The sequence below is a fragment of the Burkholderia sp. BCC1644 genome (assembly GCF_902833225.1).
Lineage (GTDB): Bacteria > Pseudomonadota > Gammaproteobacteria > Burkholderiales > Burkholderiaceae > Burkholderia.
Genome location: NZ_CADFEI010000003.1, coordinates 373,365 through 393,336, shown reverse-complemented (window position 1 = coordinate 393,336; position 19,972 = coordinate 373,365). Strand labels below are relative to the sequence as shown.

Annotated in this window: 19 protein-coding genes; 14 read left to right on the top strand and 5 right to left on the bottom strand. The window is 67.6% G+C overall.

What is annotated here, in order from left to right; genetic code table 11:
* Position 1: 1 nt before the first annotated feature.
* Complete coding sequence (locus tag HWX87_RS08240) at positions 2 to 1,420, bottom strand: amino acid permease (RefSeq protein ID WP_176046664.1); 1,419 nt, start codon at positions 1,418 to 1,420, stop codon at positions 2 to 4.
* Between the two features lie 175 nt (positions 1,421 to 1,595).
* Entirely contained in the window at positions 1,596 to 3,053 is a 1,458-nt protein-coding gene (locus tag HWX87_RS08235; RefSeq protein ID WP_176046663.1) for a PucR family transcriptional regulator, read from the bottom strand.
* A 208-nt stretch (positions 3,054 to 3,261) separates the two neighbouring features.
* Here HWX87_RS08235 and HWX87_RS08230 point away from each other — a divergent pair, with 208 nt between their 5' ends.
* The 3 genes from HWX87_RS08230 (at position 3,262) to HWX87_RS08220 (ending at position 4,899) form a co-directional block, all read left to right on the top strand.
* Positions 3,262 to 3,633 (top strand): CidA/LrgA family protein, encoded by a 372-nt coding sequence (locus HWX87_RS08230; RefSeq protein WP_176046662.1) that lies wholly within the window; start codon positions 3,262 to 3,264, stop codon positions 3,631 to 3,633.
* Positions 3,630 to 4,364: an LrgB family protein gene (locus HWX87_RS08225; protein ID WP_176046661.1), complete on the top strand. Its 735-nt coding sequence runs from the start codon at positions 3,630 to 3,632 to the stop codon at positions 4,362 to 4,364. Before HWX87_RS08230 ends, HWX87_RS08225 begins: the two co-directional genes overlap by 4 nt.
* Before the next feature lie 229 nt (positions 4,365 to 4,593).
* Positions 4,594 to 4,899: a hypothetical protein gene (locus tag HWX87_RS08220; protein WP_059241193.1), complete on the top strand. Its 306-nt coding sequence runs from the start codon at positions 4,594 to 4,596 to the stop codon at positions 4,897 to 4,899.
* Between the two features lie 90 nt (positions 4,900 to 4,989).
* Here HWX87_RS08220 and wrbA read toward each other — a convergent pair whose 3' ends face one another.
* Entirely contained in the window at positions 4,990 to 5,592 is a 603-nt protein-coding gene (gene wrbA, locus HWX87_RS08215) for an NAD(P)H:quinone oxidoreductase (protein WP_176046660.1), read from the bottom strand.
* A gap of 61 nt (positions 5,593 to 5,653) precedes the next feature.
* Positions 5,654 to 6,379 (bottom strand): pirin family protein, encoded by a 726-nt coding sequence (locus HWX87_RS08210; protein ID WP_176046659.1) that lies wholly within the window; start codon positions 6,377 to 6,379, stop codon positions 5,654 to 5,656.
* 127 nt (positions 6,380 to 6,506) lie between these two features.
* On the opposite strand from HWX87_RS08210, the gene HWX87_RS08205 reads away from it, so the two are divergent.
* From HWX87_RS08205 to HWX87_RS08175, 7 genes are all read left to right on the top strand, one after another.
* Entirely contained in the window at positions 6,507 to 7,424 is a 918-nt protein-coding gene (locus HWX87_RS08205) for a LysR family transcriptional regulator (RefSeq protein ID WP_176046658.1), read from the top strand.
* A 94-nt stretch (positions 7,425 to 7,518) separates the two neighbouring features.
* Positions 7,519 to 8,640 (top strand): Fic family protein, encoded by a 1,122-nt coding sequence (locus HWX87_RS08200; RefSeq protein WP_208456522.1) that lies wholly within the window; start codon positions 7,519 to 7,521, stop codon positions 8,638 to 8,640.
* Positions 8,641 to 8,823: 183 nt separating this feature from the next.
* Positions 8,824 to 9,021, top strand: coding sequence for a DUF3311 domain-containing protein (locus HWX87_RS08195; protein WP_176046657.1), 198 nt, complete (start codon positions 8,824 to 8,826; stop codon positions 9,019 to 9,021).
* Positions 9,022 to 9,104: 83 nt separating this feature from the next.
* Positions 9,105 to 10,499, top strand: coding sequence for a sodium:solute symporter family protein (locus tag HWX87_RS08190; RefSeq protein ID WP_176046656.1), 1,395 nt, complete (start codon positions 9,105 to 9,107; stop codon positions 10,497 to 10,499).
* A 21-nt stretch (positions 10,500 to 10,520) separates the two neighbouring features.
* Entirely contained in the window at positions 10,521 to 12,188 is a 1,668-nt protein-coding gene (locus tag HWX87_RS08185; protein ID WP_176046655.1) for an amidohydrolase, read from the top strand.
* Positions 12,185 to 13,213, top strand: a complete 1,029-nt coding sequence (locus HWX87_RS08180) for a GTP-binding protein (RefSeq protein WP_244137635.1) — start codon at positions 12,185 to 12,187, stop codon at positions 13,211 to 13,213. Before HWX87_RS08185 ends, HWX87_RS08180 begins: the two co-directional genes overlap by 4 nt.
* Positions 13,214 to 13,343: 130 nt before the next feature.
* Entirely contained in the window at positions 13,344 to 14,414 is a 1,071-nt protein-coding gene (locus HWX87_RS08175; RefSeq protein ID WP_244137634.1) for a lysozyme inhibitor LprI family protein, read from the top strand.
* A 25-nt stretch (positions 14,415 to 14,439) separates the two neighbouring features.
* Here the strand turns inward: HWX87_RS08175 and HWX87_RS08170 are convergent, their stop codons facing one another.
* Positions 14,440 to 15,525, bottom strand: a complete 1,086-nt coding sequence (locus HWX87_RS08170) for a LacI family DNA-binding transcriptional regulator (protein WP_176046653.1) — start codon at positions 15,523 to 15,525, stop codon at positions 14,440 to 14,442.
* Between the two features lie 241 nt (positions 15,526 to 15,766).
* Between HWX87_RS08170 and rbsK the strand changes: the two genes are divergently transcribed.
* The 4 genes from rbsK (at position 15,767) to HWX87_RS08150 (ending at position 19,895) form a co-directional block, all read left to right on the top strand.
* A complete protein-coding gene (gene rbsK / locus HWX87_RS08165) occupies positions 15,767 to 16,693 on the top strand; it encodes a ribokinase (protein WP_176046652.1) in 927 nt (308 codons plus the stop codon).
* A 60-nt stretch (positions 16,694 to 16,753) separates the two neighbouring features.
* On the top strand, positions 16,754 to 18,073 hold the full coding sequence (locus tag HWX87_RS08160) for an MFS transporter (RefSeq protein WP_176046651.1): 1,320 nt from the start codon (positions 16,754 to 16,756) through the stop codon (positions 18,071 to 18,073).
* Positions 18,074 to 18,116: 43 nt separating this feature from the next.
* Positions 18,117 to 19,061 carry a dihydrodipicolinate synthase family protein gene (locus HWX87_RS08155; RefSeq protein WP_176046650.1) on the top strand — a complete coding sequence of 315 codons (945 nt, stop codon included), beginning with the start codon at positions 18,117 to 18,119 and terminating at the stop codon, positions 19,059 to 19,061.
* Positions 19,062 to 19,481: 420 nt separating this feature from the next.
* Positions 19,482 to 19,895, top strand: a complete 414-nt coding sequence (locus HWX87_RS08150; RefSeq protein WP_176046649.1) for a DoxX family protein — start codon at positions 19,482 to 19,484, stop codon at positions 19,893 to 19,895.
* Positions 19,896 to 19,972 lie beyond the last annotated feature (77 nt).

Sequence of the window (19,972 nt, the reverse complement as noted above, 5' to 3'; positions counted from 1 at the left end):
GTTATTTGCCGACGGTGCCGGTCGGTCGCGGTGCAGGTGCCGCATGATCGATCGACGGCGACCGCCCTGCACGAACCAGCTTCAGCACGCCGTACGCGATGACGATGACGGCGATCGCGACCAGGCACTGCGCGAGACTCATCCGCGTGGCCGGGTCGAGCGCCATGCTGACCAGTACCGCGACGATCGAGCAGGTGACGAGGATCGGCAGCCACGGGTGCAGCCACATCCGGAATTTCAGCGTGCCTTCGCGTTCCCACTGCTTTCTGAGCTTGAGCTGCGACAGGCAGATCATCAGGTACACGAACAGGAACACGGCCCCCGACGAATTCAGCAGGAACTGGAATACGGTGTCGGGCCAGAGCGCGGCGATCACGACGCAGCCATAGCCGACCAGCGTCGATGCAAGCACGCCCCAGCGCGGCACGCCACGGCGGCTCGTTTTCGACAGCAGCTTCGGCGCCTCACGGTTGGTGCTGAGCACGTACAGCAGCCGCGACGACGTGTAGAGACCGGCGTTCAGCACCGACAGCACGGCGACCAGGATCACGGCCGTCAGCATCGTTGCTGCGCCCGGGATGCCGATCCTCTCCAACGTCGCGACGAACGGCGACTTGCCGGGCACGATGTCGGTCCACGGCTGCGCGACGACGATGAAGAAGGTCGACAGCACGAAGAACACCAGGATGCGCGCCATCACCGTGTTGACCGCGCGGCGGATGTTGCGGGCCGGATGATCGGATTCGGCGGCCGCGATCGTTGCGACCTCGACACCCGTCATCGAGAAGATCACCGACACGACGCCCGAGAACAGCGTCAGTGCGCCGTGCGGCAGGAAACCGCCATGCGCGCTCAGGTTGGAGAAGCTGGCGGTGGAGCCGGGCCACAGCTTGAACACGTACGCGCCGGCAATCACAAGGAAGACGACGATCGCCGCGACCTTGATGCCCGCGAACCAGTATTCGGCCTCGCCGAACGAATTGACGGACAACTGGTTCAGTGACGTCATCATGACCATCAGCCCGAGCGAGATCGCCCACACGGGCATCTGTGGCAGCCAGCCGTGGATGATCTGTCCGCCGACCACCGCCTCGAAGCCGACCACGATCACCCAGAAGTACCAGTACAGCCAGCCGGTCGAGAAGCCGGCGAGTTCGCCGTACGCCATCCGCGCATAGTCGACGAACGAGCCCTTCATCGGGCGCGCGGCGGCCATCTCGCCGAGCATGCGCATGATGAGGCCGACGATCACGCCGGTGATGCCGTACGTGATGAAGGCGGCCGGACCGGTCGACGCGATTACCGCGCTCGAACCGACGAACAGCCCGGCGCCGATCACGCCGCCGAGCGCCAGCATGCTGATGTGGCGGGTCTTGAGTGCGCGTTTCAGGCGCGGATCGTGTTCCGTTTGAATGGGCATTGCCTGTCTCCGTCGTGACGTGTCTGTGCAGTCGTTGTCGACGGATACTAGGCAAGCGGCCGGCGTGTGCCTATGCGAAAAATGCTGGCGTCACGCAGCCGGTTTGTACAAATGTATGAAGCCAGCAGCCCTTTGCTGAGGGCGCTCCATGCCGGGAAGGTTTCAAGCCGTCCCTTTAACCGCTCAATGTCTGAGCGGGAAACAGCTTTGCGTTCCGGCCGGCCTGCAGTGCGATCCAGAACCGCGCGGTGCCGTTCGTGGTCGTCGGTTTGAGGCCCGTGAGCTGGTCGACGAGTTTCAACCGATAAACGAGCGTCTGGCGATGGATGCCGAGGTCGTACGCCGTGACCTTCCAGTTGCCGTCGTTTTCGAGAAACCGCATCAGCGTTGCGAGCAGCGCCGTTTCGTGCAGGCGGTCGTGCTCGATCAGCGGCCCGAGGTAGCGGCCGACCAGCGCGCGCGCTTCGGCGAGCGACTTGGGCGCCATGATCAGCCCGGTTTCGGCATCGCCGTAGCGCAGCACGGCGGTGTCGAGTTCCAGCGCCTGCGTCATCGCGAGGCGCGCCTGCCGTACGCTTTCGCGGAACCCGGTCGCGACCGCGATCGGGCCGCTGACGCCGATGACCGTACCGTCGCCGAGGTTGCACAGCAGCGCGTCGATCGTGTCGCGGTCGTCGCGGGAGAGCGCGAGCAGCACGTCGTCATCGAGCAGCAGCGGGGTCTTCTCCTGCAGGCCGGGCGCGTGGTGGATGTCGCCGGGCGCCCAGCGGCCCGTGCCGCCTGGCCGGATCGACAGGCACACGAGCGTGCCGGTCAGCCCGCGCCGCTCCAGCAGCGGCCGCACGAACGCAAAATCGGTTTCGTTGTCGAGCAGGCTGCGCAGCAGCGCTGCGCCTTCGTCGCGCTGCGCGTCGCGCGTGATCATCAGGCGTTCGAGTTCGACGCCGAGCAGGCCGACGAGCGAACGCACGAACAACGGGTCTTCCGGTGTGCTGCGGCCGGCGCGGCGGATGACCAGGTTCGCGCGTGCACGGCCGGCGAGCGGCACGCGCTCCGCATCGCGTGCATCGTGGGCGGAACGCGTCCCGCCGGTCGCGACGAGCGTCGCGCCGCTCGCGGCATCCTCGATGGTCAGCGCGAGCCCGAGGCTCGCCGCGAGCGCGGTGAGTCGCCCCGTGAAATCGGCCGCCTTGCGCATCGCGTCGGCATACGTCTCGAACAGCCGTTCGCTCGCCTTGAAGCTGTCGCGCTGAGCGCGCAGCACGCTTTCGATCACGTGACGCGACAGCTTCACGAATTCCAGCTCGAAGCTCGCGCGCAGCACCGGGAACATCAGCGCGTCCGCGGCATCCAGCAGCTTGCGCGACAGCTTCGGCGCATCGGCCTGCGGCGCAACGACCAGCGCGCTCGCATTCGTCTGCGCGATGCGTTCGAGCCACGCCACCTGGTCCCTCGGCGTGCGCGGCAGGCCGACGCCCGTCGTCATCACGAGGTTGCCCGCGCTGACCCAGCGCCACGGATCGGGAAGATCGACCGCGTGCGCCCACGTGATCAGCCGGTGCGTACCGGCGAGTCCGGCCACGCCCAGCAATCCCAGCGACGGGGTGTCCAGCAGTTCCTGCACGGTCATCATCGGCAAACTCCGTGGTTCGCGGGCCGGCTTGCCGGCACCCGAAAGTGCATGATGATAGTGGCTGTGTGCGGGCACGTACGACCGAGTGGGTTCACGCCACGAGCATTGTTGGTACGATCGCGCGTATGTCCACGCCGGCGCCGCAAGCCGCCGGCTCATCGGCCGCGCGGCTGCACGCAGGCTCGGCCACGTTCGGGAGAAGCGGTTCATGTTGCAGGCGTTCGCGGTCTTGCTGACCTTCCAGTGTCTCGGGGAAGGCGTGTCCTATCTGTTCGGCCTGCCGGTGCCGGGCCCCGTGATCGGCATGCTGCTGCTGTTCGGTTTCGTGATGCTGCGCCCGCAAGTGGCCGATGCGATCGAACCGACCGCGCTCGAGCTGCTGCGCCACCTGTCGCTGCTGTTCGTGCCGGCCGGCGTCGGCATCATGGTGTCGGCCGACCGCGTGCGCGGCGATGCGGTCGCGGTCGTCGTCGCGCTGGCCGTCAGCACCACGCTGGCGATCGCGGTGACGGCGCTCGTCACGCGCGCGCTGCTGCGGCGCCAGCGCCGCGCGGGCGGCAACGCGGAGGGCGTGCAATGACGGCCTTCCCGAAACTCGGCGCGATCTGGGTCTATCTCGCCGCGAGCCCGTTGCTCGGCCTGACCATCACGCTGGTCGCGTATCTGTTCGCGCAGGCCGTCTATGCGCGGGCGCGCTTCAACCCGCTCGCGAATCCGGTGCTGATCGCGGTCGCGCTGATCGTCGTGCTGCTGACGATCACGCACACGCCGTATCCGACGTATTTCGAAGGCGCGCAGTTCGTCCACTTCCTGCTCGGCCCCGCGACCGTCGCGCTCGCGCTGCCGCTGTATCGCCAGTGGTCGAAGCTGCGGCGCACCGCGCTGCCGCTGCTCGTCGGCCTGCTGGCGGGCTCGCTGACCGCGATCGTGTCGGCGGTCGGCATCGCCGCGCTGTTTGGTGCGTCGCACCAGACGATCGCGTCGCTCGCGCCGAAATCGGCGACGACGCCGATCGCGATGGCCGTCGCGGCGGAGATCGGCGGCATTCCGTCGCTCACGGCCGTGCTCGTGATCTCGACCGGGATCTTCGGCGCGGTGTGCGCACGCGGGATCCTCAATCTGCTGCGGGTCGACGAGCCGGCCGTGCGTGGCTTCGCGCTCGGCGTCGCGTCGCACGGGATCGGCACCGCGCGCGCCTTCCAGGTCAGCGAGGAGGCCGGCGCGTTCGCGGGGCTCGGAATGGGGCTGAACGGCGTGCTGACGGCCTTCGTCGTGCCGATCCTGCTGCCGATGCTGTCGCGCTGGATCTGAGCGGGCGCCGGCCGGCGCGGGGTATCGGTTTCCCTGATGGCGCGGAAGATTTGCCGAAAAGACGGCGCACACGGCGCGCATGTATCGTGGCCGTTATCGGGAGAATTCAGGAACGCACACGGACATTTGTGCAGTGATCGGCTAACGTTGCATCGGCGCCGTTGTCGCAAGCCGTCGCGTGCGCGCAGGTGTCCGACCCACAATCAACAATCGACAAGGAGATCCGGCCATGAAGCAGTCTCGCGTGGTTTCGGTGGCAGTAGCAGTAACGGCGTCGTTCGGTCTGTTGTTGACCGCCGTGCCGGCGGCATACGCGCAGGATCCGGCGTCCGCGCCGACACAGAAGCAGCTCGACAAGGCGCAGAAGAAGGCGGCGCGCAAGGCAGCCCGCGCGCGGCACGCGTCGGACCTGAAGGCGATCGGCACCGGCAGCGGCTACCGGTTGACCAACGACCAGAGCAACTATCCGCAGAACGCCGCGCAGAAGGCGCCCGCGACGAAGGCGGCGCCGGCCGCGCCGGCTTCGGGCCAGTAACGCCCGCCAGCCGTGCACAGGACGAACGGCGCCGGTTGAACCGGCGCCGTTCGTTCGTGTGCGCGACTGCGGGAGCGCGAGGCTGCCGCGTTACGACGCGAGCTTGCTCGCGATTTCCGCGACGTGCTTGCCCTGGTAGCGCGCGATGTCGAGCTCGTTCGCGCTCGGCTGACGGCTGCCGTCCGCGCCCGCGAGCGTCGTCGCGCCGTACGGCGTGCCGCCGGTGATTTCGCTCATGTTGACGAGCCCGCTGCACGCATACGGCACACCCACGATCACCATCCCGTGGTGCAGCAGCGTCGTGTGGAACGACGTGATCGTCGTTTCCTGGCCGCCGTGCTGCGTGCCGGTCGACGCGAACACGCTGCCGATCTTGCCGACGAGCGCGCCCTTCATCCACAGGCCGCCGGTCTGGTCGAGGAACGTGCGCATCTGGCCGGCCATGTTGCCGAAGCGGGTCGGCGTGCCGAAGATGATCGCATCGTAGTCGGCGAGTTCGTCCACCGTGGCGACCGGCGCTGCCTGGTCGACCTTCACGCCGATCGCGCGGGCCTGGTCGACGGGAATCGTTTCCGGCACGCGCTTGAGCGCGACCTCGACGCCGGGCACCGATTTCGCGCCTTCCGCGATGTGCTGCGCCATCGTTTCGACGTGCCCGTAGGACGAGTAGTAAAGAACGAGTACCTTGGCCATGTTGCGAATCTCCGATTAAAAGGGCCCCGCGTTCAGCGGGGCCCGGTTTCCCGAACGGGCGTTATGCCCACTCAGCCGTCACTTCGACCGGACGCAGGTCGAACACCAGCACTTCGGCATCCTTGCCGTCGGCGATCGTCAGCGCCTGTTCGCCGCGGATACGCGCGCCGTCGCCTTCGCCGAGCGTCACGCCGTTGACCGTCACGCTGCCGCGTGCCACATGCACGTAAGCAAAGCGGCTCGGGTCAAGTTCCAGCGTAGTGCTTTCATCGCCGTCGAACAGGCCCGCGTAAATCCGGGTGTCCTGCCGGATCTTCAGCGAACCGGCATCGCCGTTCGGCGACACGACGAGTGCGAGCTTGCCGCGCTTGTCGCCGTCCGCGACATTCGTCTGCTGATAACGCGGCTCGGCACCCTTTTCAGACGGCCCGACCCAGATCTGCAGGAAGTGGACCGGCGTGTCCGGCGAGTGGTTGAACTCGCTGTGGCGCACGCCCGTGCCCGCGCTCATCAGCTGCACGTCGCCCGGCACGATCACCGAACCGGTGCCGATCGAGTCCTTGTGTTCCAGCGCGCCGTCGAGCACGTACGACAGGATTTCCATGTCGCGGTGCGGGTGCGTACCGAAGCCGCGGGCCGGGGCGACGCGGTCATCGTTGATCACCAGCAGGTCGGAGAAGCCGACTTGCTTCGGATCGTAGTAATTCGCGAACGAAAACGTATGACGGGAGCTGAGCCAGCCATGCTCCGCACGGCCACGTTGGTTTGCTGCACGGATTTCGATCATGATTTTTTCCTTGAAGTCGCCGGACCTCGGAAGTGGGACCGGCCGTTCGTTGAGATGAATCTTAGGTCAATCGATTTGACAAATAAATCGCTGTAGAGATAATGACTGTCGCTATGGAGTGGACAATATGGAACTCAACGACCTGAGAATCTTCGTCGCGACCGTCGATGCGGGCAGCTTCACGGCGGCGGCCGACCAGCTGATGCTGTCCAAGCAGTTCGTCAGCCGGCGCACGATGGCGCTGGAGGCGTCGCTCGGCGTGCGGCTTCTGCACCGCAATACGCGCAATCTCGCGGTGACCGAATCGGGGCAGGAGTTTTATGCGCGCGCGCAGCGCATCCTCGCGGAGATCGCCGACGCCGAGCAGGCGATGTCGGTGCGCAGCACCGAGCTGCACGGCTCGCTGAAGATCAGCGCGCCGCTGTCGTTCGGGATCACGCACGTGTCGCCGCTGATCGCCGAATTCCTGTCCGCGCACCCGGCCGTGCGGCTGAACCTCGATCTGACCGACCGGCGCGTCGACCTGATCGGCGAAGGCTTCGACCTCGTGCTGCGGATCGGCTCGCTCGAGGATTCGACGTTGATCGCGCGCCCGCTCGGCGCGTGGCGGATGATCGCGTGTGCGAGCCCCGCGTACCTGAAGCGGCAGGGCGCGCCGCAGACGCCGGCCGACCTCGCTGGCCACACCTGCCTGCTGTACGGGCGCGAGCGGCGCGTCGGCTGGGAATTCCGCATCGACGGCGCGTCGCGCACGTTCGACGTGCAGGGGCCGCTCGTCGCGAACAACGGCGAAGTGGTGCGCGACGCGGCGATCGCGGGGCTCGGCATCGCGCTGCTGCCGCACTTCATCGTCGGCGCAGCGCTCGACAGCGGCGCGCTCGTGCCGGTGCTCGACGCGTTCGTGCCGCCGCCGATCACGCTCAATGCGGTGTTTCCGCAGCATCGCGAAGGGTTCGTCACGCTGCGCACGTTCATCGGATTTCTTGCCGAGCGGCTCGGCGACGCGCCGCCATCCGGTAAACGCGACGCGGGCCGGACGCGGTAGCGGGCCGGCGTGCGGCGAATAGGGCGATTATTCTCCGCAAAATATGCGGAGAATATTGGGCCATGCGGTGAATCGATGAGATAATCTCCGCATCATGAGCGGAGATTACACTTTCATCTGGGAGTCGGCCGACTGGCCGACGTGGCGCTTCGACCTCCCGGCACTCGCCACGCCACTGGCCGACGTCAGCCGTGCGCAAGGCATGCTGGCCGGGCGGCTGGCGGATCTCGGCCTGGCGCTGCGCGACGAGGCCAGCCTGGCCGCGTTGACGGAGGACGTCGTCAAGACCAGCGCCATCGAAGGCGAAACCCTGAACGTCGCATCGGTCCGCTCGTCGATCGCGCGCCGGCTCGGGGTCGACATCGGCGCGCTGGCGCCGGTCGACCGCCACGTCGAGGGCGTCGTCGACATGGTGCTGGATGCGACGACCCATGCGGCGGCGCCAGTCACCGAAGCCCGCCTGTTCGGGTGGCATGCGGCGCTGTTCCCGACCGGCTATTCCGGATTGTCGCGAATCACGGTCGGCGGATGGCGTACGGATGCGAGCGGGCCGATGCAGGTGGTGTCCGGGCCGATCGGCCGGCAGCGCGTGCATTTCGAGGCGCCGCCGGCCGCACGCCTGGCGCACGAGATCGCGCGCTTTCTCGCGTGGCTCAATGCCGAGCCGGCCGAGCCGTTGCTGATCCGGGCCGGCCTGGCCCATCTGTGGTTCGTCACGCTCCATCCGTTCGACGACGGCAACGGCCGTATCGCGCGTGCGCTCGGCGATCTGGTGCTGGCGCGCGCCGACCGGAGTCCGCAGCGCTTCTACAGCCTGTCGGCGCAGATCCAGCGCGAGCGCAACGCGTACTACGACGTGCTGGAGCGCACGCAACGCGGTTCGCTCGACGTCACGGAATGGCTCGCGTGGTTTCTGGATACGCTGGGCAGGGCCATCGATCACGCGCACACGACGCTCGACGCGGTGTTGATCAAGGCGCGCTTCTGGCAGCGATGTGCCGGCTTCGCAATGAACGCGCGTCAGGTCAAGGTGATGAACCGGCTGCTCGACGGCTTCGAAGGGAAGCTGACGACGACCAAGTGGGCGGCCCTCGCGAAGTGTTCGCCGGACACCGCGCTGCGCGACATCACGGAGCTCGTCGAACACGGCGTGCTGCGCCGTTCGTCGTCCGGCGGCCGGAGCACGAGTTACGAGCTGGCGCCGTTCGACGGCTGATAGCCGTTCGTGCGATCACCAGCGCGTGCGGCCCGTCACTGGCCCAAGCGATTGCCTGCGTCTGGCACTATCCCGCGCCTTTTTGTCTTCGAATACTGGATTCGCTGCCGGATGTCGCGCAGGCGCCGCCTGCCGCATCCGTGCACGGTCATTCCGTACGAACCCGCTTTCGAGGAGACACGCATGCTCAGGTACCTGATCGGCATCGGTATTCCGTATCTCGGCGTGCTGGGCGTGCTGCCCTGGGTGGCCGCGCAGGACCGCTACGTGCTGGGCGTGCCGTTCGTCTTCATGTGGATCTTCGCGTGGTTCGTGCTGACGTCCGGCTGCCTGTTCGCGTGCTGGATGCTGTTCGATCGCCGCGCGGGCGGCACCGCGTAGCGCGCCGTCGCTTCGTTGCGGCGCGCCGGCCGCAAGCGCTTTCCGGCGAACCCCACGCTTTCCGTCCCTTCGCAGAGGTGCGCATGTCAACGGTCGTCTTCGCCGCGCTGATCGCGCTGTCGCTCTATCTCGCCGTTCGATCCGGCCGCGGTCGCGGCAAGCAGAGCGTGCATGACTTCTTCGTCGCGTCGCGCCAGTTCGGCACGGCGCTCGTGTTCTTCCTGACCGCCGGCGAGATCTACAGCATCGGCACGATGGTCGGCTTCCCCGGCGGCATCTACGCGAAAGGGCCGACCTACGGCGTGTGGTTCCTCGGCTATATCCTGCTGGCTTACCCGATCGGCTATTTCGTCGGCCCGAAGATCTGGGAGGCCGGCAAGCGCCACAACGCGATCACGCTGCCCGACCTGTTCAAGGGCCACTACCGCAGCCGCGGGCTCGAACTCGTCGTTGCGTGCGCATCGATCCTGTTCCTGATCCCGTGGGGGCAGCTGCAGTTCACGGGGCTCGTCGCGGCGCTCAAGGGGCTCGGCTGGCATGTCGAGCCGCTGTACCTGATCCTCGTGTGTGCGGCGCTCGCGTTCACCTACATCGCGATCTCCGGCGTGCGTGCGTCCGCGTACATCGCGATCCTGAAGGACATCCTGATGCTGCTCGCGATCGTCGTGACGGGCATCGCCGTCGCCTGGCAGGTCGGCGGCGTGCATCCGGTGTTCGACGCCGCGAGCCGGCAGGTCAGCAACACGATGAGCGGATCGCAATTGCGCTTCTCGATGAGCACGATGCTGTTCCAGTCGCTCGGCTTCTACCTGATGCCGTTCGCCGCGCAGAATTTCTTCACCGCGCGCGGACCGAACGCGATCCGGCGCACGCAGGTCGTGATGCCGCTGTACATGCTGATGTATCCGTTCCTCGTGATCGCGTCGTACTACGCGATCACCGCGAACCTGAAGCTCGCGTCGCCGAACGACGCGTTCTTCGCCGCGGTCACGCACCTGCTGCCCGACTGGCTGATCGGGCTCGTCGCGGCCGGCGCCGCGCTGTCGGGGCTGCTCGTGCTGGCCGGCATCTGCCTCGCGATCGGGCCGATCGTCACGCGCAACCTGATGCCGAACCTGCCGGAGTCGCGCCAGAAGCGTGCGGCCAAATACGTGATCGTCGGTTACCTGCTGCTGTCGATCGCGACCACGCTGCTTACGCCGAACCTGATGCTCACGCTGATCAACACCACCTACTACGGCGTCACGCAATTCCTGCCGGGCGTGCTGATCCTGCTCGCGCGGCGCCAGGTGCGGCCCGTCGCGGTGGGCGCCGGGATGATCTGCGGCCAGGTGCTCGCGATGATCTTCTACGTGTTCCACGTCGATTTCGGCGGCATCAATCTCGGCCTCGTGTGCCTCGTCGTCAACGTACTCGTCGTCGCGGCCGTGCATGCGATGCTGCACGGCCGTCCCGTCAAGCAATACGCCGTATCCTGACGCAAAGGAGAACCGCCCCTCATGCAAGCATCCGCCACTCCGGCCGCACCCGTGACGGTCTTCACCGCGCGCCGCATCCTGACGATGAACCCGGCGCAGCCGTCGGCCACGCACGTGGCCGTGCGCGACGGCCGCATCCTCGCGGTCGGCGACGCCACCGACGCGGCTGCGTGGCAAGCGCGGTTCGGCGCGTGTACGGCCGACGACACGCTGCGCGACAAGGTGTTGATGCCGGGGCTCGTCGAAGGGCATTGTCATCTGATGGAAGGCGCGATGTGGGACGCCGTGTATGTCGGCTACTACGACCGCCGCGGCCCCGACGGCACGCTTTGGCCGGGCCTGCGCTCGCTCGACGCGGTGCTCGACCGGCTCGCCGACGCCGAGCGCGCGATGACCGACGACGGGCCGTTGCTCGCGTGGGGCTTCGATCCGATCTTCTTCGGCACCGCGCGGCTGGCCGTCCGCGAGCTCGATCGCGTGTCGGCGCAGCGGCCGATCGCGATCCTGCACGCGAGCGTGCACCTGATGAACGTGAACGGCGCGATGCTCGCGCGTGCGGGCATCGACGAGGACACCGATATCGACGGCGTGTCGCGCGACGCCGACGGCCGCCCGACCGGCGAGTTGCAGGAGTTCGCGGCGATGCTGCCGGTGTATCAGACGATCGGCGGCAAGCTGGCGATTTCCGCGAGCGAGAAGCCGCACGCGGTCTGGAATTTCGGGCGCGTCGCGCAGCTCGCGGGCGTGACGACGGCCACCGATCTCGTCAACGACCTGTCGGCCGACGGTAATCGCACGCTGCACGAGGTGACCGCCGATCCCGACTACCCGGTGCGGATCGTGCCGGCGTTCGCGCCGCAGCGCAATCCGGCGCGCTCGGCCGACAGCGTGCTCGCGGAGATCGAACGCAACACCGACAAGCTGCATTTCGGGCCCGTGAAGTTCATCGTCGACGGCTCGATCCAGGGCTTCACCGCGCGCGTGCGCTGGCCCGGCTACGCGGGCGGCCAGCCGAACGGGCTGTGGCTGATTCCGCCCGCGCAGATCGTCGACGTGTTCGAGCCGTTCCATCGCGCGGGGCTGCAACTGCACGTGCATACCAACGGCGACGAAGCGACCGAGGTCGTGCTCGATGCGATGACGACGCTGCTTGCGCGCCATCCGCGCCCCGATCATCGCCATACGCTGCAGCATTGCCAGATGGCGGACGCCGCGCAGCTCAGGCGCATTCGCGCGCTCGGGATGTGCGTGAACTTCTTCGCGAATCATCTGTACTACTGGGGCGATGCGCACTACAGCCAGACGATCGGCCCCGATCGCGCGAACCGGATGGACGCGGCCGGCTCCGCGCGGCGGCTCGGCATTCCGTTCGCGCTGCATTCGGATGCGCCGATCACGCCGCTGAATCCGTTGTTTACCGCATGGTGCGCGGTGCAGCGCGAGACGGCGTCCGGGCGTGTGCTGGGCGTTGGCGAGCGGTTGCCGGTGGACGATGCGCTGCACGCGATCACGCTCGGCGCGGCGTATACATTGCGGATGGATCATCTCGTCGGCAGCATCGAGATCGGCAAGTACGCGGATTTCGCGGTGCTCGACGACGATCCGTCGGTCTGCGCGCCCGCGCGTTTGAAAGAACTCGCCGTATGGGGCACCGTGCTCGGCGGGCGCGTGTTCCGGTCGCCGCGATGAGCGCGCGCACTGCAGTCGACTCGGCCGCGCGTGCACCGATCGACCTCGCGGTGATCGGCGGCTATCTCGGCGCGGGCAAGACGACGCTCGTCAACGCGATCCTGCAGGCGCCGCACGGCCGGCGCATCGCGGTGCTCGTCAACGATTTCGGCGCGGTGAACATCGACGCGCGGCTCGTCCGCGCGCGCGGCGACGACGTGATCGAACTCGACAACGGCTGCATCTGCTGCACGATCGGCGGCGCGCTCGTCGATGTACTGACGCGCGTCGCGACGCGCGACGTGCGGCCCGAACTGCTGCTCGTCGAGGCGAGCGGCGTGGCCGATCCCGCGAAGATCGCACAAATCGGACTACTGAACGGGGCGTTCCGGTTGACGTCGGTGCTCGTCGTTGCCGACGCGCTCGCGTGGCGCGACACGCTGGCCGATCCGCTCGTCGGCGCGATGGCGCAGCGCCAGCTCGACGGTGCGGGCGCGATCGTCGTGACCAAGCTCGATCTCGTCGCGCCGGCGCAGCGCGATGCGGTGCTCGACGATGTGCGCGCGTGCGCACCGACCGATATCGTCGTCGCGGCACGGCAGGGCGAGATTCCGCTCGCGTTGCTGTTCGACACGGCCGTGCCCGATCGCCGCGCGATGCCGGCTGACATCGCGCGTTTGCACCAGCCGATCGGTCATGCTGCGATGCCGGCGTTCGCGAGCGTCACTGTCGCCGTGCCGGACGTGCTCGACAAGGCGCGGTTGCGCACGTGGCTGAAGACGTTGCCGCGCACGATCCTGCGTGCGAAAGGGATCGTGCGCGTGGCCGACGCGGAAGGTGCGGTCGCCACGCGCGTTTGCCAGGTCGCCGCGCGGCGCCTCCGGTTCTCGTCGATGGAAGGCGAAGGGCGGGCGCCGCACGCGGGGGAGGGCGCGATGGTGTTCATCGGGATGTTCGATCATGCGACGGAAGCCGTCTTGCGTGACGGAATCGTGCAATGCAGCGTGGCTGCCGAAGCGGTTGCCATGACATCGAACGTCGATTGATCGGCGTCGCGCATTCGGGTTACGCTTCGGCGGGCGGCGGCATGCGTGGCATGCCGGGCCGGGCGTTTTTACCTCGAATGTCGCGTGCAGGTAGCTTCTACAGGCGCGCGACCCAGCGACGATCAAGCCGATGACCATCCAGAACCGATCGAATGCGCGCGGACACGCCGCGACTTCCGCATCTGACAAGCGGCGCACACACCTGCCATCCGTCGCGGCGGCCGCGCTGCTGACGCTGCTGCCGGTTGCCGCGCATGCGGCCGGCTTCGACTGCGCGAAGGCTGCTTCGCCGACCGAGAAGGCGATTTGCGCGGATACCGCACTGTCGAAGCTCGACGGCGACCTGTCGGCCGCGTGGAAGAAGGCGCTCGCAAAGGGCGGCGATACGGCCGCGCTGAAGGCCGCGCAACTGAAGTGGCTGAAGCAGCGCGACCAGTGCGGCAGCGATGCGCCGTGCCTTGGCGACCGCTACCGCGAACGGCTCGCGAGCCTCAACGGTACGCCGCTCGCCGCCGACCGCTGGCAGCAGACCTGGTACATGACGAGCGACAACCCGTCGTTCGGCGGCGTGCTCACGTTCACCGGCACGGCACCGCGCCTGCATTTCGAGCTGGGCGCGAACAACGGCGCGAATACCGGCGGGCTCGACGGCGACATCGTGCTGCACGGCGACAGCGGCACCTATCGCCAGGACAAATGCCGGCTCGATTTCGACCGGAAGGGCACGCGCATCCGCGTCACGCAACAGGGCGCCGATTTCGATTGCGGCGCGGGCGCGGGTGTCGTCTACGGGGGCGAATATGTGACTGCGTCGCAGTTTCAGGCCAAACCACCGGCCGACCTGCTGAGTCTCAAGGTCGTGACCGACGCGACACAGAACGCGACTGCGCACAAGCTGCTCGGCGCCGACTATCAGACGCTCGTCGACATGGTCAACTACAGCGCCGACGAGAAGGATCTCGACGGGCTCAACGCACACGTGACGTCGTACTGGGTGCGCGGCATCGCGACGACGAACGCGGCGATCGTGATGCGCCGCGGCACCGACCTGTGGATCGGGCTGCTCGTGTTCGATGCGAAGAACAACGTCCGGATGCGCTATTACTCGAACGTGCCGGCGTGGAAGAAAACCGTGCCGAAGACGATCAACGCGTGGCGCGACAATCTCGACAAGACGCTGCCGGTCGGCGTGATGCAGTAAGCGGGCGCCGCCGCCCGGCGGTGCTTCATGTCTTGCGCACGGCACGCACCTGCGCCGGCGGCGCGGCGGATTCCCGCGCGCGCAACTCGGGCAGCACGGCACTGCCGGGCCCCGTGGCGCCGTTCTCGAGCGCGTCGAGCAACGCATGCGCGGCCTGGCGCCCGATCGCGTCGGTGTCGACCCACATCGTCGTCAGCGGCGGCTGGATCTCGCGTGCGAGCGCGATGTCGTCGAACCCCGTGATCGACAGTTGCGCGGGCACGTCGATGCCGAGCGCCTGCGCTTCGAGCAAGGCACCGAGCGCGAGCGCGTCGTTGCCGCAGATCACGGCCGTCGGCCGCGTCGCCGCGTCGCTGCCGGCGATCGCGCGCAGGCTTGCTCGCCCGAACGCGATCGTTGCCGCGCCTTCGTGCTGATGCATGGGGCGCACCGCGAGGCCCTGCGTGGCCAGCGTGTCGTGAATGCCGCGCAGGCGGGCTTGTACGCGGTCGTTGTCCGCCGACGGCTGCATGATGATCGCGAAATCGCGGTGGCCAAGGTCGAGCAGGTGCGTGGTGAGCCGCGCGAACGCCGCGCGGTTGTCGAAGCCGATGCAGCAGTGCGGGCTGTCGTCGCGATACGCATAGGTGACGACGTACGGCACGCGATGCATCGCCAGGAGTTCGAACAATTCCGGCGGATACGCTTCGCCGACCAGCGACACGGCTTCCACGCCGCGCGACAGCATCGCGCGCACCTGCGCCAGCGCCTGCGCGGGATCGTAGTTCGAGCAGCCGAGGAACAGCGTGATGCCGTGTTCGGCCATGACCGTCTGCATGCCCGCGACCTGCGACGCGAACACCTGGTCGTCGAGCGTCGGAATGATCGCGCCGGTGATGTGCGTGCGCGTCGACGCGAGTGCGCGGCCGGCCGCATTCGGAATCCAGTTCAAGGTGCGCGCCGCGTCGCGCACGCGCTGCTGCACGTCGGCCGACACCTTGCCGGGGTCGTTGTACACGCGCGAGACGGTCGCGGTCGACACGCCGGCCAGTTTCGCGACATCGCCGAGCACCGAACGGCCGCTGCCGCGGCGCGCCCGCGACGCGCCACCGCGGGACGGGGGCGTGCTCATTGGCTGTCTTCCGGCGCGGTGGGCCTGCCTGCGCCGTGCGTTGCCAGTCGCGTCATTGTTTACCCTCGATTCATGATGGTCCCGCTTGCATCCTCATTCGATCCTGTGAGAATGTAAGCGCTATCTTCCAGCTGCTTCGTATTATGTCAGACATGGATCTCACCCGCATTGCGAAATTTTCCGAGACGACGGCCTTTTCGGCCATTTTGTCGGCCACAAATGTAAGCGGTTACATTCGGGCATGAGCGAGACCACTTCACCGCGTATCGCCGTCGTCGGCAGCGTCAACATCGACCTCGTCACGCGCGCGCCGCGCCTGCCGGTGCCGGGCGAAACGCTGCTTGGCACGGCATTCCAGACCGTGCATGGCGGCAAGGGGGCGAACCAGGCGGTCGCGGCCGCACGCCTGGGCGCATCGGTCGCGATGATCGGCTGCGTTGGCGACGACGCGTTCGGTGCGCGCCTGCACGGCGCGCTGGCGGCGGAGCGCATCGACGTGACGCATCTGCATCGGATCGGCGGCACGGCGACCGGCGTGGCGACGATCACGGTCGACGACGGCGGCGCGAACAGCATCGTCGTCGTGCCCGGGGCGAATGCGTGCCTCGATGCCGACCGGATCGACGCGGCGCGCGAAGCGATCGCGGGGGCGGCGCTGCTCGTGTGCCAGCTCGAAGTGCCGGTTGCCACCGTCGTGCGCGCGATGGCCTGTGCCGGTGCGCACCACACGCCGGTGCTGCTCAATCCGGCGCCCGCGCAGCCGCTGTTCGACGCATTGCTGGCACGGGTCGACTACCTCGTCGTCAACGAAACGGAAGCCGAGTCGCTGACCGGTATCGCCGTCGGCGACGACGCGTCGGCCGTGCGCGCTGCCGACGCGCTGTGCGCGAAGGGCGTCGCCAACGTGCTGGTCACGCTCGGCGCGCGCGGCGTCTGCTGGCGCGGCAGTGCAGGGAACGGCCGTCATCGGGCGATGAAGGTGGTGGCCGTCGATACGACCGCGGCCGGCGACACGTTCGTCGGCGGGTTCGCGGCGGCCCGCGCAGGCGGCGCGTCGATGGACGACGCGATCGGCTTCGGCCAGCGCGCGGCCGCCATCAGCGTCACGCGCTACGGCGCACAGACCTCGATCCCGACGCGCGACGAAGTCATGCGTATGGAGACCTGAATTCCGCACACGACGGAACGGCCGGAACCGGCCGATACCAGTGACATGGAGACAACCGACATGAACGAAAACCAACCTGTTCCGCTCGCGCCGCCACGCATCCGGCGCGGCCAACGCATCGCGCTCGCGCTGTTGATGGCGAGCGGGATCGTCAACTACCTCGATCGCGGCACGCTGGCCGTCGCGAGCTCGGCGATCCGTGGCGATCTCGGCCTGTCGCTCGCACAGATGGGGCTGCTGCTGTCCGCGTTCTCGTGGAGCTATGCGCTGTGCCAGTTCCCGGTCGGCGGGCTGGTCGACCGCATCGGCCCGCGCCGGCTGCTCGGCATCGGGCTGATCGTCTGGTCGTTCGCGCAGGCGGCGGGCGGCATCGTGTCGACCTTCGGCTGGTTCATCGTCGCGCGCATCGTGCTCGGCATCGGCGAGGCGCCACAGTTCCCGTCGGCCGCGCGCGTGGTCAGCAACTGGTTTCCGCTGCGCGCGCGCGGCACGCCGACCGGCATTTTCAACGCAGCATCGCCGCTCGGCACCGCGCTTGCGCCGTTGCTGCTGTCGATTCTCGTGGTGTCGTTCGACTGGCGCTGGGCGTTCATCGTGACGGGGGCGCTCGGTCTCGTCGTCGCGGTCGTCTGGTTCGCGCTGTATCGCGATCCGGTGCGCGCGCAACTGTCCGCCGCCGAGCGCGGCTATCTCGATGCCGACGCGCAAAGCGTGGCCGCGGCGCCGAAACTGACGTTCGCCGAATGGCGCAGCCTGTTCTCGCACGGCACGACCTGGGGGATGCTGATCGGCTTCTTCGGCTCCGTGTACCTGAACTGGGTCTACCTGACCTGGCTGCCGGGCTACCTGACGATGGAGCGGCACATGAGCCTGATCCGCACCGGATTCGCCGCGTCGGTGCCGTTCCTGTGCGGGTTCGTCGGTTCGCTGGTCGCCGGCTGGCTGTCGGACCTGGTCACGCGCCGCAGCCGTTCGCCGGTCGTGAGCCGGCGCAACGCGGTGGTGGTCGCGATGCTCGGAATGGTCGCCTTCACGATCCCGGCCGCGCTCGTGCAAAGCAACACGGTTGCGCTCGCGTGCATTTCGGTCGTGATCTTTCTCGCGAACGCGGCGTCGGCCTGCTCGTGGGCGCTCGCGACGGCAGCCGCGCCGCCCAGCCGTGTCGCGTCGCTCGGTGCGATCCAGAATTTCGGCGGCTTCATCGGCGGCGCGCTTGCGCCGATCCTGACGGGCATCATTGCGCAGAAGTGGTCGTTCGTGCCGGCGCTGCTGACGGCCGCGGCGATCGCGTTCGCCGGTGCAATGGCCTATCTGCTGCTGGTACGCAAGCCGATTCCCGAGCAGGCCGCGAACGCCGCGCCCGGACCGTTACCGGCGTGAGCCGCGGTCTGCTCCCCGCATTCACTGAAGCAAGGAGAAACAGATGCAACACCCGCAGCAATCGAACGTGACCATCGAGGGGATCGTGCCGGTGATGCTGACGCCGTTCGACGACGCCGGCGCGATCGACTACGCCGGGCTCGAGCGGCTCATCGAATGGTATCTGGCGCACGGCTCGGATGCGTTGTTCGCGGTCGCGCAATCGAGCGAGATGCAGTTCCTGAGCCTGGCCGAACGCGCGGAACTCGCGCGCTTCGTGGTCGATCGGGTGGCCGGACGCGTGCCCGTCGTCGCGTCCGGGCACATCAGCGACGATCTCGATGCGCAGGTCGCCGAGCTGTGCGCGGCGGCCGAATCGGGCGCGCAGGGCGTCGTGCTCGTGACCAACCGCCTCGATCCGCAGCGCAAGGGCAGCGCCGCATTGCTCGACCATCTGCACCGGCTGCTCGCGCGACTGCCGTCGGATCTCCCGCTCGGCCTGTATGAATGTCCGGCCCCTTACCGGCGGCTTCTTTCGGATGACGAACTGCGTGCATGCATCGACACGGGCCGGTTCGTGATGCTCAAGGACGTGAGCTGCGATCTCGACACGGTGAAGCGGCGTGTTGCGCTCGCCGCGGGATCGCCGCTGAAGATCCTGAACGCGAACGCCGCGATTGCGTGGGATGCGATGAAGGCCGGATCCGCCGGCTTCAACGGCGTGTTCACCAACTTCCACCCGGATCTCTACCGGTGGTTGCGCACGCAAGGCGACACGAATCCGGCGCTGGCCGATGAACTGTCGACGTTCCTGGTCGTATCGGCGGTGTCGGAGGCACTCGGCTACCCGGCGCTCGCGAAGATTTACCATCAGCGGATCGGGACGTTCGGGTCGATCAGGTGCCGTGCGATCGACTACGACGTGCGCGAGCGATTCTGGGCGCTCGACGCGGTGCTCGACAAGATCGTCGCGGGAACCGAGCATTTCCGCCGGCGGATCGCGGCGTAATGGGCGGTGGGGCGCGTCGGGCGGTGTCGACGGCGCGCCGGCATCGTCGTGGAGAACGTGTAGCGCACGCGCCGTCCGGGCCGCGTGCGCAGCCCGGCGTCGCAGCCTGTCGTGCCGTCATGCACGCCGTGACGCGTCACAAAGCCCTTGTTGCACCCAATTGTCCACTAAATTGAGACAGCGAATCATGTTTTGACGGATTGATGATTTCCGGTGAGACAGTAGACTGCACCCGTGCTTCGCCAGAACCGATTCGAAGCGCGCCGCGAGCGGCGCGACCGGACGGATTCTTCGGCAAGCTGGCCGCGGTATCGGCCAGCGATCCGATCGAGCGAGGAGTGGTCCGTTGCCGGCCACGTGCGCCGCTCCGGCGTGCCTCGGCAACGGCCGCATCAAACCGTCAATTCAAGGGTGATTGCTATGCGTTACGTTTCGCTGGAGTCGAAGAAGGACGAGCTGTTGCTGGCGGCTCGCGTGCTGATGATGATCCTGTTCGTGCTGTTCGGCTGGCAGAAGCTGAACGGCTTCTCGGGCACGGTCGCGTACATGGCGTCGACGGGGAACCCGGCGCCCGAACTGGCGGCCACGATCGCGGTGGCGGTCGAGCTGGCCGGCGGCGCGCTGATCGCGATCGGTTTCTATACGCGTCCGCTCGCGCTGGTGGTTGCCGCCTATACGCTCGCGACCGCGCTGATCGGCCATCGCTACTGGGCGCTGCAAGGGATGGAGCAGTACATGGCGACGATCAACTTCTACAAGAACGTGAGCATCATCGGCGGGTTGCTGTTGCTCGCGCTGACCGGGCCGGGGCGGTATTCGGTGGATCGGAAGTAAGGCAGGGCGAAGTTGCTGTCCGGTGTGACTCGCGCGGTGCACGGATGTGTACCGCGCGCTGCATTTTGGGGGATCGA